We start from the raw sequence: 13,494 nt of genomic DNA, 5'->3' as shown, positions 1-13,494 counted from the left end.
GCCTCTGGCCTTACTTCTCTGGCGGAAAAATCAGGTTGAGTACGATAGCGGTAATACCGCCCGCCGCAATGCCGGAAGAGAGCAGGGTTTTTAACCAGTCAGGCGCAAACTGCAGGATCAGCGGCTGCTGTGAAACGCCCAGCCCCACCGCCAGCGACAGCGCAATAATCATGATGGCGCGGCGGTTAAGCGGCTCGCGTGACACAATGCGAACACCCGAGGCGGCGATGGTGCCGAACATCACAATGGTGGCGCCGCCGAGTACCGGTTCAGGGATCATCTGCACCAGCCCGCTGACTGCCGGGAACAGCCCCAGCACAATCAGCATCAGCGCGACAACAAAGCCCACGTAGCGGCTGGCAACACCGGTCAACTGGATTACGCCATTGTTCTGACCGAAGCAGGAGTTCGGGAAAGTATTAAACAGCGCGGAGACAAAGGAGTTGAGGCCATTCGCCAGCACGCCGCCTTTCAGGCGTTTCATATAGAGAGGGCCGCTGACCGGCTGCTCCGACACATCCGAGGTGGCGGTGATATCGCCGATCGTCTCCAGAGAGGTCACCATAAACACCAGCATCAGCGGAATGAGCAGATTCCAGTCGAAGCCCAGCCCGTAATAGAGCGGGGTCGGCACCACGATCAGCGGCTGATCGGTGGGGATGCCGGCGGCAGGCAGCATGCCCATCGCCCAGGCCAGCAGATAGCCCACGGCCATGGCAATGACCAGGGAGGCAACGCGCAGGTAGGGATTCTTCTGCCGGTTAAGTAGCACGATCACCAGCAGCACAGCCCCTGCCAGCATCAGATTTTTCGGCGCACCAAAAGTATGGTCGTTAATTGCGCTGAAACCGCCGCCAATGGAGGTCAGCCCCACCTGAATCAGCGACAGGCCGATAATCATCACCACGATACCGGAAACCAGCGGCGTAATGATCCGGCGCGCCAGGTGCAATACGCGTGACAGCACCATTTCGGTACAGGAGGCGACCATCAGCGTGCCAAACAGCGCCGCCATCATGGTGGGCACGTCAGCGCCGCCATTTTTTAGCGCCATGCCGCCCATAATCAAGGGCGTAACGAAGTTGAAGCTGGTGCCCTGAATCGACAGCAGGCCCGAACCCACCGGTCCCCATGTTTTGATTTGCAGCAGTGATGCCACACCCGATGCAAACAGCGACATGCTGATCACGTGCCGGGTATCCTCTGCGGGCAGCCCTAACGCCTGACAAATCAGAATCGCGGGGGTAATGACCGCGACAAACATCGCCAGCAGATGCTGACCGGCGGCAAACAGCGTTTGCGGCAGAGGAGGACGATCCTCAAGACGATAAATCAGTTCGCTTTGCGTGGCGGAAGGCTGTTCTGGCTGCGGATTAGTGGACATCTTCTGTTCTTCCCAAAAAATAATGTGGCGATTGTAATCATCCGCAGGCTAAAAGCAATCGTTTGCCCGGCGTGGTTCAAAATGCCGAATCAGGTGGGGTTCGTTCAGACGTTGGTATAACGGGTGTTCTCTGGCAGCCAGCGTTCAATCAATGCGCTGGCCTGCTCGGGATAGTGCTGGTGGATGTGGCGCGCCACACGCTGAACTTCGGGCACCATCGCCGCATCGCGCAGCAGATCGGCCACTTTAAATTCGGCGTTGCCGGTCTGTCGCGTGCCCAGCAATTCACCCGGCCCGCGAATCTCCAGATCGAACTGGGCAATAACAAATCCGTCATTGCTGTCGCGCAGCACCTGCAAACGCTTTTGTGCCGTCTTGCTCAGCGGCGCTTTGTAGAGCAGCACACAGTGCGATGCCACGGCGCCACGGCCCACACGGCCCCGCAGCTGATGCAGCTGCGCCAGTCCTAACCGCTCCGGGTTTTCGATAATCATCAGGCTGGCATTCGGCACGTCTACGCCGACCTCAATTACGGTCGTCGCCACCAGCAGCTGCAGTTCATTCGCTTTAAACGCCTGCATTACCGCCTGTTTTTCCGCTGGCTTCATCCGGCCATGCACCAGTCCGATATTTAAGTCGGGCAGCGCGGTTTTCAGGGATTCCCAGCTGGCTTCTGCCGCCTGCGCTTCCAGCAGTTCTGACTCTTCAATTAGCGTGCAAACCCAGTAGGCCTGACGCCCTTCGCGGCAGGCATGCTCAACCCGCGCCACAATCTCATCACGTCGGGTATCGGGTATAGCCACCGTGGTCACCGGTGTACGTCCCGGCGGCAGCTCATCAATGGTTGAGGTATCGAGATCGGCATACGCGGTCATCGCGAGGGTGCGCGGAATTGGTGTGGCGGTCATGATCAGCTGATGCGGATGGAAGCCCTGCTCCTCACCTTTCTCCCACAGCGCCAGTCGCTGGTGGACGCCGAATCGATGCTGCTCATCAATAATGACCAGTGCCAGACCGTTGAACTGCACCTGCTCCTGAAACAGAGCGTGTGTGCCCACCACCATTGCCACCTGACCGCTGGCTATCGCTTCCTGCTGTGCCAGGCGGGCTTTGCCTTTCTGCTTTCCGGCCAGCCAGCCCACCTCAATGCCCAGCGGCGCAAACCACTGGCGGAAGTTACTGGCGTGCTGTTCAGCCAGCAGTTCGGTCGGCGCCATCAGAGCAACCTGCTTGCCATGGGCGATAACATTCAGCGCAGAGAGCGCAGCAACCAGTGTCTTACCCGAGCCGACGTCGCCCTGCACAAGCCGCATCATCGGAAAATCATTTGCCAGATCTTTCTCTATTTCCGCCACCACGCGTTTCTGCGCATTGGTTGGTGAAAAGGGCAGCGCTGCCAGTAGCTGGTCGCTAAGATTGTGCCGTGGCGGCATCGGTAAAGCGTAATAGCGCTGAGCACCGGCGCGCACCGCCAGCATGCTGAGGTTGTGTGCCAGCAGCTCTTCCAGAATCAATCTGCGTTGTGCCGGATGACGACCACTCTCCAGCTCGCTGAGTTTTAGATCGGGCGGTGGACGATGCAGCGTGCGGAGCGCATCTGGCAGGCTGATTAAACCACCGCTCAGTTCCTGCGGCAGCAGTTCGGCAATCGGGCAGCTCTCCAGCAGCGTCAGTGCCTGATCGGTGAGATTACGCAGCGTGGCCTGCCGAATACCTTCGGTGGTGGGATAAACCGGCGTTAAGGTTTCTTCCAGCGTTACATTGCTCTGTTCGCCCTGGATCCGGTATTCGGGATGGATAATCTCAGCGCCACGCTGACCGCGTTTAATTTCACCATACGCGGTGACGCGACGGCCCGGCGACAGATTGTTCTTCATCCCGGCATTGAAATTAAAGAAGCGCATCGTCAGTACGCCGCTGCCATCGCTAATCTGGCACACCATCATCCGGCGGCGACCAAAGGTGATGTCCGTGTGCAGTACTTCACCTTCTACTGTGGCCCAGATACCGGGCAGCAGATCATCAATGGCATAGAGTTGGGTACGATCTTCGTAGCGTAGCGGGAGATGAAGCAGGAGATCCTGAATGGTATGCAGGTCAATTTTGGCCAGCTTTGCCGCCTGGCTGGCACCGACGCCGGTCAGGGTACTGAGCGGGATGGCATCCAGCAGACGGCCTTTCATCTTCTTTTACCGGTCGATTGCATGGTTGCCCACCAGCTGGGATCGGCGTCAACTTCGCCCTGCGCATTGATGCGCGGATAGGGTAAACCTTTCTGTTTTGCGACCCGCGCCAGCACCGGGAATCCGCCTTCGAACAACAGACGTTGCTGCTCATCTTCGTCCAGCAGGCTGTAGTCGCGCAGGTACAGACCCGCGTTCTGCCGCTGCCGCTGTGCTTCATACAGGATCAGCGCGCAGGCGACCGAGACATTCAGCGACTGCACCATACCCACCATTGGAATCACAATCTGCCGATCGGCCAGCGCCAGCGCTTCTTCGGTGATGCCGGTTTTTTCCTGGCCCATCAGGATGCAGGTCGGAAGGGTATAATCGATCTCACGGAAATCCACGGCATCGGCAGAGAGATGGGTCGCTAAAACCTGCATCTTCTGTTGTTTGAGCTCTTTTACAGCATCGCCGATGGTGGGATGGGTGACCACTTTCACCCAGCTGTTGCTTCCGGCAGATGCGGAAGCCTGAGTGCGCATCCGCTGGCTCGGCCAGACGGCGTGCACTTCGTGGATGCCGACGGCGTCCGCCGTGCGGATCACCGCGGAAACATTGTGCGGCTTATGCACCTGCTCCATACAGACCGTGAGATCGTGCTGGCGCAGTGCCAGCATCGCCTGAATCCGGGCAAATCGTTGATCGTTCATGCCTAATTACGGTTACGATGGACTTTGATCACATCCGGCATCACGCGAATTTTACGCATGATATTCGCCAGATGGACGCGATCACGTGCGGTCAGGCGGATAAAGGCGCTGTAAACGCGGCCATCACGCTCTTCGGTATTGAGGCTCTGAATATTGGAACCGGCCGTGTTGATTGACGCCGTCAGGTTAGCCAGTGCGCCCTGATGGTTAAACATGTCGACTTTGATTTCCGCCACGAACTCCTGCTCGGTGACTTTATCCCACTCGACCGGCATGAATTTTTCGGGCTCTTTCTGGTAGCCGCGAATATTCCGACAGGATTCATGATGCACCACCAGCCCTTTGCCGGGACTGACATGGGCAACAATCGGGTCACCGGGAATCGGACGGCAGCATTTGGCGAAGGTAATCAACACGCCATCTGCACCTTTGATCGGCAGTTTACCGCGCTTGCTGTTGCTGCTGATAGCGTTGCTGTCAGCCTGCAACAGGTTCTTCGCCACCACCACACTCATCGCATTGCCCAGACCGATTTCTGCCAGCAGATCGTCAAGCGAGGTCAGCTTCATACGATCCAGCTCCTGCCTGATATTCTCAGGCGGGATCTCAGCCAGTTTACGGCTGCCGCCCAGCGCATGGCTGAGCAGGCGGCGACCCAGATTGACGGAGTCTTCGCGCTTGAGGTTTTTCAGTAGCTGACGAATTTTTGCGCGGGCTTTGGAGCTGACGACAAAGTTGAGCCAGGCGGCGTTAGGACGGGCGCCTGGCGCGGTGATGATCTCAATCGTCTGACCGCTGGTCAGGGTTTGCGACAGCGGATAAGGCTGGCGGTCAACGCGTGCGCCAACGCAGGCATGGCCGATATCGGTGTGGACCGCATAAGCGAAGTCCACCGGCGTCGCACCGGTTGGCAGCTCAACAATGCGGCCTTCAGGTGTAAAGACGTAGATCTCATCGGGAAAGAGATCAGACTTCACGCTTTCAATAAATTCAAACGAACTGCCCGCACTCTGCTGCAGCTCCAGCAGGCTTTGCAGCCAGCGCTGAGCGCGAATCTGTGCGGTGGTGCCACTTTCGCCCGCCTGTTTATAAGCCCAGTGTGCAGCGACCCCCATTTCCGCCATCTGATCCATATCCTCGGTGCGAATCTGTACTTCGACTGGCACGCCGTGCGGACCAATCATTGAGGTATGGAGCGACTGATAGCCGTTCGCTTTTGGGATGGCGATGTAATCTTTGACGCGGCCCGGACGCGGTTTATACAAACTGTGCATCTGGCCCAGAACGCGATAGCAGGTATCCAGATCTTTCACGATGACGCGAAAGGCATAGATATCCATGATCGAGTGAAAACGCTGCTCTTTGAGCGTCATTTTGCGGTAAATCGAGTAAAGATGCTTTTCACGCCCGCTGACGCGGCAGGGAATGCCCGCTTCCTGCAAACGGCCGTCGATCTCAGAAAGAATCTTCTGGATCATCTCTTTACGATTACCGCGTGCGGCTTTCACCACCTCTTTAATGACCCGATAACGGTTCGGATAGAGGGCCTCAAAACCGAGCTCTTCCAGCTCCGTTTTAAGATGATGAATACCCAGGCGGTGCGCCAGCGGACTGTAAATCTCTAACGTTTCCAGCGCGATTCGGCGACGTTTGTCCGGGCGTAATGCGCCGAGGGTGCGCATATTGTGGGTGCGGTCAGCCAGCTTGATGAGAATGACGCGGATATCCTGCACCATCGCCATAATCATCTTGCGGAAGTTCTCTGCCTGCGCTTCTTTCTTGTCGCGGAATTTCAGCTTATCCAGCTTGGAAACGCCTTCGACCAGTTCCGCCACGCTTTTACCGAACAGTTGTTCCATGTCCTGGTAAGTGGCAGGCGTATCTTCGATCACGTCATGCAGCAGCGCGGCCATGAGAGTTTCATGGTCGAGCTTCATTTCCGCCAGAATACAGGCCACGGCAACCGGGTGGGTGATATAAGGCTCACCGCTGGAGCGTGTCTGTCCCTCGTGGGCATCACGTGCGACAAGGTAGGCTTGCTGGAGGCGCTTGATCTGCTCCTCTGGCAAGTATTTTTCAATCAGTTGATTGAGGCTTTCAAACAGATACAAGGGCGACCTGCAGGTGGCTGTTAACGACGACCTTCAGCGATAGCGGTAACGGCCTGTAACTCAGCGGCTTCCTGCTCTTGCTGTTCCTGACGATCACGCACATCTAAAATCTGATTGGTGACCAAACCTTCTTCGATTTCGCGCAGGGCGATAACGGTAGGTTTATCGTTCTCTTCCGGAACCAGTGGATCTTTGCCGCCTACCTGCATCTGACGTGCACGACGTGCAGCGACCAACACCAGGTCAAAACGATTACCAACTTTTTCTACTGCGTCCTGAACGGTTACGCGTGCCATAGGTGTGCTACTCCACAGATGAAGAAATGACTGCGCATCATACTGAAACTGTATTCAGACTGCCAACAGTTTGCTGATTAAAGCATCGTGACGCGCCTTCTGACGCGCCATACGCAGACGTTCTGCGCGAATAATGGTTTTCAGATCGGACAGCGCCAGATCGAAATCATCATTCACAATTAAATAGTCGTACTCAGCGTAGTGGCTCATTTCCGCTACCGCCTGAGCCATGCGGCGCGTGATCACCTCTTCGCTGTCCTGGCCACGACCGCGCAGACGGCGATCGAGCTCTTCTTTCGAAGGCGGCAAAACAAAGATGCTGCGTGCGCCAGGCATTTTGGTGCGAATTTGCTGCGCACCCTGCCAGTCGATGTCGAGAAACACGTCAACGCCGGTTGCCAGCACCTGCTCAATAGCATGGCGCGAAGTACCGTAATAGTTGTCGAAAACTTTGGCATGTTCGAGGAAAGCCTCTTCCGCGATCATCTGCTCAAACTCATGTTTCTCAACAAAAAAGTAATGTTCGCCATGGGTTTCACCCGGACGCATACCGCGCGTCGTGTGCGAAACAGAGACCTGCGTATCATACAACGGCTGGGTCTTTAACAGCGCCTGAATCAGGCTGGATTTACCTGCGCCGCTGGGAGCAGAAACAATATAGAGCGTGCCTTGAGCCATGGTTTTCTTGAATTGATTAAAAGCGGAGTCGATTTCCTGCACAGTATACACAGCTTCCCGCTGCCACGCAGCGTTTGCGCAGCGGCAACCCTCAACTTTTGCGCATCTTCGCGCAAATCTCTGTCGGACGACTGTAATTATTCCCTGATTGCGACGGTATCCCTTCCATAACTGAACACCACCTCTGGCTGACGCTGAAGCACCGGTATTGAATGCTGCAAAACGTCAGGAGAGAGATCATGAAAGGATTCGGCTGGCCGCTGTTTGCGGCTGCTCTGTGGATTGCCATATGGCCTGCGCACAGCGCCCTTTGTCCCGTCTGGACACCCATCCGGGCGACACAAGAGATCCGTCGACTGCAACAGCAGCTGCAGCACTGGGATGATGCTTACTATCGTCAGGGGCAGAGTCCGGTGGCTGATGCAGATTATGACAGTCTGCAGCAGCGACTGAATCACTGGCAGCACTGCTTTAACCCTCTGCAGCTCGCTTACGCACCGCAACTGCCGGGTAAGGGTGAGCACCTGCATCCGGTCGCCCACACGGGCGTAAAAAAGATGCGCGACAAGCTGGCCCTGGCTTACTGGATGCAGGGGCGGCACGATCTCTGGGTGCAGCCGAAAGTGGATGGCATTGCCGTTTCCCTGGTTTATCGCCACGGCAGACTGGTTTCACTGTTGAGTCGTGGTGATGGATTACGCGGTGAAGAGTGGCTGACTAAAGCCGCCTGGATCCCTGCGATTCCGCTGCAGATCGAGACCGGACTAGAAGAGGTTGTGCTGCAGGGTGAGCTGTTTCTGTCGATGACCGGTCATCAGCAGGCGGTCAATGGCGGCAGGAATGCGCGCTCACAGGTCGCTGGCGCCATGATGAGCAAGCAGCGGGTTCCTCTGCTGGATTCGCTTGATATTTTTATCTGGGCCTGGCCAGATGGCCCTGCCACGATGACGGAACGCCTTCAACAACTCAGCCGCTGGGGACTGGGCGTTGCCGCAAACTGGAGCCACAGCGTTAAAGACGAAGAGGAGGTTGCAGCGTGGCGGGAACGCTGGGTTCATGCTGCGCTGCCCTTTGTCACTGACGGCGTCGTCGTTCATCAGAGCCTGCGACCTGCGGGCAAAAACTGGCTGCCTGGAGAGGGAACATGGGCCGTTGCCTGGAAATATCAGCCGCCGGAAGTCAGCGCTGAAGTGCTATCCGTCGATTTTCCAGTCGGCAGAACCGGGAAGATAGCTGCGGTACTTAATCTGCAGCCGGTACAGCTGGATGATAAGACGGTCAGGCGGGTCAATGTTGGATCGCTGCGTCGCTGGCAGGAGAGCGATATCGTGGCGGGAGATGTCATCACACTGAGTCTGGCAGGCCAGGGCATTCCCCGGCTGGAGCGGGTGATCTGGCGCGTGGCAGAGCGGCACTATCCTCAGCCTCCCGACGCGTCGCGCTACACGCCGCTGAGTTGTTACACCTTCAGCGCTGAATGCCAGAAGCAGCTACTGGCAAAATTACGCTGGCTCAGTCAGAAAACGGTGCTGAATATTCCTGGCGTTGAGCGCAGCACCTGGCTGCACTTACTGGAAACCGGCAGTATGACGCACCTGTTCGGCTGGCTGACGTTAACACCAGAACAGATTGCCACCGCAACGGGCCTCTCTCCGGAGCGGGCGGGTCAGCTCTGGCACCGTTTTAATCTTACCCGTCAGCAGCCGCTTCGTCGCTGGGTGGATGCTTTAGGTGTTTCACTGCCGCGGAAGGCCCTCAATGCGCTGCCCGATCAACAGTGGGAGAGCTTAACGCAGCGGGAGGTCAGGGACTGGCAAGCTTTACCGGGTGTCGGTGCGGCACTGGCAAAGCGCCTGACTACGCAGTTCCATGATGCCCGCCTGCAGGCACTGATCGCTTTCCTGAGACAGCAGGGAATTCCCGCATCCTCAATGCTCGGGATGGGGATAGTTGAAAATCGGCAAGCCAAGACGGAAGCGCAGCGCCAGTAAACGGGCAAAGAATCCGAACAGCAGGGTAATAATAATCACGGCTTCATGCGCCAGCGTGGTTTTCAGCAGCAGGATATACATCCAGCCAGAGGCGAAAGCGATACCGGCGTAGAGTTCCTTCTGAAACACCAGCGGAATGCGATTACAGAACATGTCACGCAGTACGCCGCCAAAGACGCCGGTAATGACCGCACTTATGGCGGCAATAATCATGGCGTGTCCTGAATCGAGCGCAACCTGCGCGCCGATAATAGAAAAGACCACCAGTCCTAACGCATCAAGCACCAGAAACACTTTGCGCAGATGCGTCATCAGGGGGGCCAGGAAAGTGGTCACTACCGCCGCCGCTGCAACAATCATGATGTATTCGGGATGTTTCACCCAGCCCAGCGGATAGTGACCCAGCAGGATGTCGCGCACCGAACCGCCACCAATGGCGGTCACGGACGCGATAATGATGACACCGAACAGATCCATTTTGCGGCGCCCCGCCGCCAGCGCACCCGTCATGGCTTCAGCAGTAATACCAATAATGTAGAGAACGGTCAGTAACATAGCAGACTCCAGTAAGACGGCGGCAAGACTACGGCATTGCCTGAGAGACGGCGACGGAGATTTTCTGACGATCGGCGTCCGGGATGAGCGCAGTTTATACCAGCCAGCGCGGGCGTCAGCATAGAAAGACTTTTTTGCGAAGGGCCTGCAGCAGATGAACGAAAAAGTTGAAAGGAAACTACGTACAGAGGGTTTGCGCGTTCCGGCGCGGGATTTTCCGACTCAGGGCGGTGAACTGATGACGATCGCCAGATAGCCGCTGGTCGAAAACCAGTTTATACAGCAGATAAAAAAGGGCTGGATGCGACGGGCAGAGAATCGATCAGAGAAATAATGCGACAGACGAAATAAAAAGAAAAGGCGTGCTGGTTAACAGCACGCCAACGCATCGTTTCGGATGCTCAGAGCCCACCATACAGACTTATTTTATTATTTATTTCTTGCACGAATTTTAGAAAAGGCATTCAGGCTAAAACGGTATTCCGGCTGGAACCATGAACGACCATAGTAGCAGTAAATCAGCATACGAATGGATGCCATCGCCAGGTAACCCCAGATCGCACACAATACTGAAGGGGTCAGCCAGACGGTAAATAAGGTGACGGCAAGTCCGGCTAATACCGAGGAGGTTTCAGCAAAAGCGATACGGGTATATTGTTTTTCGCGCTGTAATATCGCACGGTAATGCTGACCCTGTGGGATGATAATAAACACCACTGAGACCATCTGCAGCATTAATGCCAGTTCAGGCTGATCGAAAAGGCTGGTCAGCAGATGGCTGCCAGTAAATAACAGACCAAACACCGCGACGCCCATCAACATATTCCCCCAGTAGATCGTGGAGAGGTCATTGATAGAGAGAATCGAGCGGCGGATCAGTGTATTTGAGAAGCCCCGATCGGCCAGAGTATCGATAGCCAGTAAAGCAATCACGGCGATCGCCAGCAGATTGAGTTCATTCGCCTGCAGAATCTGCGCCAGCAACGAGAGTTGTAATACGCCGATACCAATAATTTTGATTGAAGAGAGCAGAGACCATTTTGCGCTATTCAGACTGTTTTCACGTATTGCCATAATATACTCGTTAGAGTCCATCGACTCTGTGAGAATTAAATAGTTGTGTAACGGCAAGGAGAGGTTGCTGTAACACCGTTAGTTAGTGCAATTTTTCCGGCCGAAGTCCTGAAAACGCTTTACAGGCTTGCCATATTATTATGGGTTCAATCAAATGGTGCCTGGATAAAAAGATATCCCTGGTGAAATTGCTGTTTCGTGTCATGGCGGAATCCCCTGCAGCGAATAAGAATTCCGCCAGATCACGAATAAATCCTGTTGTAGTTTTATATTCTCCTGCCCGCATCCTTGCGGCAATCTCAATGCATTCTTTTTCTGATAACAAAGGATACGTTGAGCGGTCCATGACTTTTTTCCTGCTTTATCATTATGGGTATTGCTGTGTGTGGAATGATTTATACATTGTTTTATTTAATTTAACACCATAAGAAAAGTCTGATTACGCGACCGCAGAAATAAATGGTTTCACTTTATGCATGATAAATATTAAATCCCCAGCAGATTGCTAATAAACGATTGTTAATGATTAATGTATGGGTCAGTGAGAAATTGTTTATGTGGCAAACCAGCAGGCCCGGAATCAGAGGGGGTCGCCTGCCTTTCAGAGGGTTTTGCCAGGATTTTTCCTGGCAACGATGCTTAAGCAGGGTTGGTGATAAATGCGTAAGGATGATGAGTAATCAGATAAGCGCTTTATGCTTTATCGTCGAAAGTTTTTCTATTTTTTTTCATTAACGGCCAGTGATAAATGCAGAGAAAAAGGCGCGCTAAGTCATTGATTTATTGTGTAAGAAGCTGGTTGAGTTTCTCAAGATCGTTGCTAACCCATTCAATATCCTGCTTAAATTTCTCATCTGAAGTAAATGGCTGGCGATAAACCGTTACCATCACCTCGGCGCCCTGTTCGTTTGCTATCACGCGCATCGGTACGTAGATCTCCTTTCCTGAGCCGCTATCGATCCAGTGATCCATTACGCCAAACGGATTATGCGGCGAGAACCGGAGCTTCACATTGCCCTGGGGACCTTTAGCACGCCAGCGATTGCCATCGGGTTCTAACGCGCTGTGCGTCAGCCCGGAAGCCCACTTTGGGAAAAACTCTGGCTTCCAGATGGTTTCATAAAGATCTAACCAGTGACGTGGAATCGTCAGGCTCAGAGTGCGAGAGGAGAGCATGTAACCTCCGGTGAATAAGCTAAAAAAGCATTAAAGCATGGGGCCAGGCTTGTTAAAACGTTGTAACAGCAGAAGTGTGGTGTTGAAAGGGTTTCGTACAAATGGCAGACAACTGGTGATGCTGTCTGCCACTGACTCAGATGAAATTGCCGCGCGCAGAAACCACATGATCTTCGCTATGGCCGTTAGCGTGCCGCAGAACAAAGCCGTCCGACTGCGCCATCACGGCACAACTGTGATTAGGGAAGATACGCAGCAGCGTGCCGACTTCAGGGCGGCGATCCTGATAAAGCAGAAAACCGTGCTCCTCAGATAATTTTGTCACTTCATAAGTATGACCCGCTTCATCGGCTGCCACACCAAAGCCGCTGGCATTGGTGCCGTGTGGCCCTTTATCCGAACTCAGCATTTTTGACCCGGCATCCACAATCGCGAAATGATCGTTCACCGCCACGACACGGGTAATGACGCTCATTGCCAACTGATCGACGTGACTTAATCCGAGACGGCAGGCGGTTAGATCCAGTAGTGTATAGTTTCCGGGCCGGATTTCATGAATGCAGGGTGCAATCTCTGCTGCCAGCGCCGTAGGCGTTGAACCCACAGAGAGAGGGCAGTGGGTAAACCCAGCCACCTGCAGTTTTGCCTGTACTCGCTGCATCAATGCCGCTTCCTGCCGGGCGACATCCGCAATGGCCGCGGCATTCCCGGCACCATAAGCGTGGCCGGCATGTGACACTAATCCGGCAAAGCGTAACCCTTTGTCCTGCAGCGCCTGAGCAATCAGCACCGCTTCATCTGTATCAGGATTGACACCTATCCGATGTAATCCAACATCAACTTTAATCGCTACCGCTAGGTCGCATGCCGGTTGCTGCTGACAGGCATCAGCAATAGCCGCCACGCCCTGCAGTCTGTCCGCAATCAGAGTGAGCTTTGCCTGATGAACCTCGGCGTGGCGCAGCAATTCAGCCACGCTTTGCGGTTGCACAATCGGGTAGGCTAATAGCAGATCACGAACGCCGCCCTGAATAAAACGGATTCCTTCGCTGGGCTTTGAGACGGTAACACCCTGGGCGCCGGACGCGATCTGGCGCTGCGCAATCCAGACGCTTTTATGCGTTTTGATATGCGGTCGCAACGCGACGCCTGCCGCACTGGCTTTGCGCTGCATATGCTGCAGGTTCTGCTCCAGGCGCTCTGCATCCACTTCAATATAGGGCGTAAGGCGATCATCAATCAGCGGACGCTGCCACTGCTGTGTATCGTTGATATCCATAAGATTGTCCGGCATTGACGAGGTAAGTGAATTCATCATTCCTTAATTATCTCTTTGATACCAGCCTGCCGG

12 protein-coding genes are annotated in these 13,494 nt (G+C 54.8%); 1 reads left to right on the top strand and 11 read right to left on the bottom strand.

From position 1 onward, the window contains the following. Window positions 1-10 precede the first annotated feature (10 nt). From AC0T7J_RS24480 to gmk, 6 genes are all read right to left on the bottom strand, one after another. Window positions 11-1,384: a nucleobase:cation symporter-2 family protein gene (locus AC0T7J_RS24480; RefSeq protein WP_010258420.1), complete on the bottom strand. Its 1,374-nt coding sequence runs from the start codon at window positions 1,382-1,384 to the stop codon at window positions 11-13. Between the two features lie 104 nt (window positions 1,385-1,488). Continuing rightward, window positions 1,489-3,567 carry an ATP-dependent DNA helicase RecG gene (gene recG, locus AC0T7J_RS24475; protein WP_473798182.1) on the bottom strand — a complete coding sequence of 693 codons (2,079 nt, stop codon included), beginning with the start codon at window positions 3,565-3,567 and terminating at the stop codon, window positions 1,489-1,491. After that, complete coding sequence (gene trmH / locus AC0T7J_RS24470; RefSeq protein ID WP_137230445.1) at window positions 3,564-4,262, bottom strand: tRNA (guanosine(18)-2'-O)-methyltransferase TrmH; 699 nt, start codon at window positions 4,260-4,262, stop codon at window positions 3,564-3,566. The genes recG and trmH overlap by 4 nt, the downstream gene beginning before the upstream one ends. Before the next feature lie 2 nt (window positions 4,263-4,264). After that, window positions 4,265-6,373: a bifunctional GTP diphosphokinase/guanosine-3',5'-bis pyrophosphate 3'-pyrophosphohydrolase gene (gene spoT, locus AC0T7J_RS24465; protein ID WP_473798179.1), complete on the bottom strand. Its 2,109-nt coding sequence runs from the start codon at window positions 6,371-6,373 to the stop codon at window positions 4,265-4,267. 20 nt (window positions 6,374-6,393) lie between these two features. After that, window positions 6,394-6,669 (bottom strand): DNA-directed RNA polymerase subunit omega, encoded by a 276-nt coding sequence (gene rpoZ, locus AC0T7J_RS24460; protein WP_003851346.1) that lies wholly within the window; start codon window positions 6,667-6,669, stop codon window positions 6,394-6,396. A 54-nt stretch (window positions 6,670-6,723) separates the two neighbouring features. Continuing rightward, window positions 6,724-7,347: a guanylate kinase gene (gene gmk, locus AC0T7J_RS24455; protein WP_010258405.1), complete on the bottom strand. Its 624-nt coding sequence runs from the start codon at window positions 7,345-7,347 to the stop codon at window positions 6,724-6,726. A 239-nt stretch (window positions 7,348-7,586) separates the two neighbouring features. Here gmk and ligB point away from each other — a divergent pair, with 239 nt between their 5' ends. After that, window positions 7,587-9,338 (top strand): NAD-dependent DNA ligase LigB, encoded by a 1,752-nt coding sequence (gene ligB, locus AC0T7J_RS24450; protein ID WP_473798175.1) that lies wholly within the window; start codon window positions 7,587-7,589, stop codon window positions 9,336-9,338. Here the strand turns inward: ligB and AC0T7J_RS24445 are convergent. The 5 genes from AC0T7J_RS24445 to AC0T7J_RS24425 form a co-directional block, all read right to left on the bottom strand. Beyond that, window positions 9,276-9,893 carry a trimeric intracellular cation channel family protein gene (locus AC0T7J_RS24445; RefSeq protein WP_010258398.1) on the bottom strand — a complete coding sequence of 206 codons (618 nt, stop codon included), beginning with the start codon at window positions 9,891-9,893 and terminating at the stop codon, window positions 9,276-9,278. The two genes, ligB and AC0T7J_RS24445, sit on opposite strands and share 63 nt — an antisense overlap. 429 nt (window positions 9,894-10,322) lie before the next feature. Then, entirely contained in the window at window positions 10,323-10,967 is a 645-nt protein-coding gene (locus AC0T7J_RS24440; protein ID WP_083070716.1) for an oligosaccharide flippase family protein, read from the bottom strand. An 82-nt stretch (window positions 10,968-11,049) separates the two neighbouring features. After that, window positions 11,050-11,313: a hypothetical protein gene (locus tag AC0T7J_RS24435; RefSeq protein WP_473798170.1), complete on the bottom strand. Its 264-nt coding sequence runs from the start codon at window positions 11,311-11,313 to the stop codon at window positions 11,050-11,052. A 434-nt stretch (window positions 11,314-11,747) separates the two neighbouring features. Beyond that, window positions 11,748-12,143 carry a polyketide cyclase gene (locus AC0T7J_RS24430; protein ID WP_086906689.1) on the bottom strand — a complete coding sequence of 132 codons (396 nt, stop codon included), beginning with the start codon at window positions 12,141-12,143 and terminating at the stop codon, window positions 11,748-11,750. A gap of 136 nt (window positions 12,144-12,279) precedes the next feature. Beyond that, complete coding sequence (locus tag AC0T7J_RS24425; protein WP_473798224.1) at window positions 12,280-13,422, bottom strand: alanine racemase; 1,143 nt, start codon at window positions 13,420-13,422, stop codon at window positions 12,280-12,282. Between the last annotated feature and the right edge of the window lie 72 nt (window positions 13,423-13,494).

It is taken from the genome of Pantoea sp. E956-1 (assembly GCF_982223955.1).
This window is presented reverse-complemented; position numbering and strand designations above follow the sequence as displayed.

Bases quoted from the DNA above. Each gene is read 5' to 3' on its own strand.
- AC0T7J_RS24480 (WP_010258420.1), bottom strand. From the start codon at position 1,384: ATGTCCACTAATCCGCAGCCAGAACAGCCTTCCGCCACGCAAAGCGAA.
- recG (WP_473798182.1), bottom strand. From the start codon at position 3,567: ATGAAAGGCCGTCTGCTGGATGCCATCCCGCTCAGTACCCTGACCGGC.
- trmH (WP_137230445.1), bottom strand. From the start codon at position 4,262: ATGAACGATCAACGATTTGCCCGGATTCAGGCGATGCTGGCACTGCGC.
- rpoZ (WP_003851346.1), bottom strand. From the start codon at position 6,669: ATGGCACGCGTAACCGTTCAGGACGCAGTAGAAAAAGTTGGTAATCGT.
- gmk (WP_010258405.1), bottom strand. From the start codon at position 7,347: ATGGCTCAAGGCACGCTCTATATTGTTTCTGCTCCCAGCGGCGCAGGT.
- ligB (WP_473798175.1), top strand. From the start codon at position 7,587: ATGAAAGGATTCGGCTGGCCGCTGTTTGCGGCTGCTCTGTGGATTGCC.
- AC0T7J_RS24445 (WP_010258398.1), bottom strand. From the start codon at position 9,893: ATGTTACTGACCGTTCTCTACATTATTGGTATTACTGCTGAAGCCATG.
- AC0T7J_RS24440 (WP_083070716.1), bottom strand. From the start codon at position 10,967: ATGGCAATACGTGAAAACAGTCTGAATAGCGCAAAATGGTCTCTGCTC.
- AC0T7J_RS24435 (WP_473798170.1), bottom strand. From the start codon at position 11,313: ATGGACCGCTCAACGTATCCTTTGTTATCAGAAAAAGAATGCATTGAG.
- AC0T7J_RS24430 (WP_086906689.1), bottom strand. From the start codon at position 12,143: ATGCTCTCCTCTCGCACTCTGAGCCTGACGATTCCACGTCACTGGTTA.
- AC0T7J_RS24425 (WP_473798224.1), bottom strand. From the start codon at position 13,422: ATGGATATCAACGATACACAGCAGTGGCAGCGTCCGCTGATTGATGAT.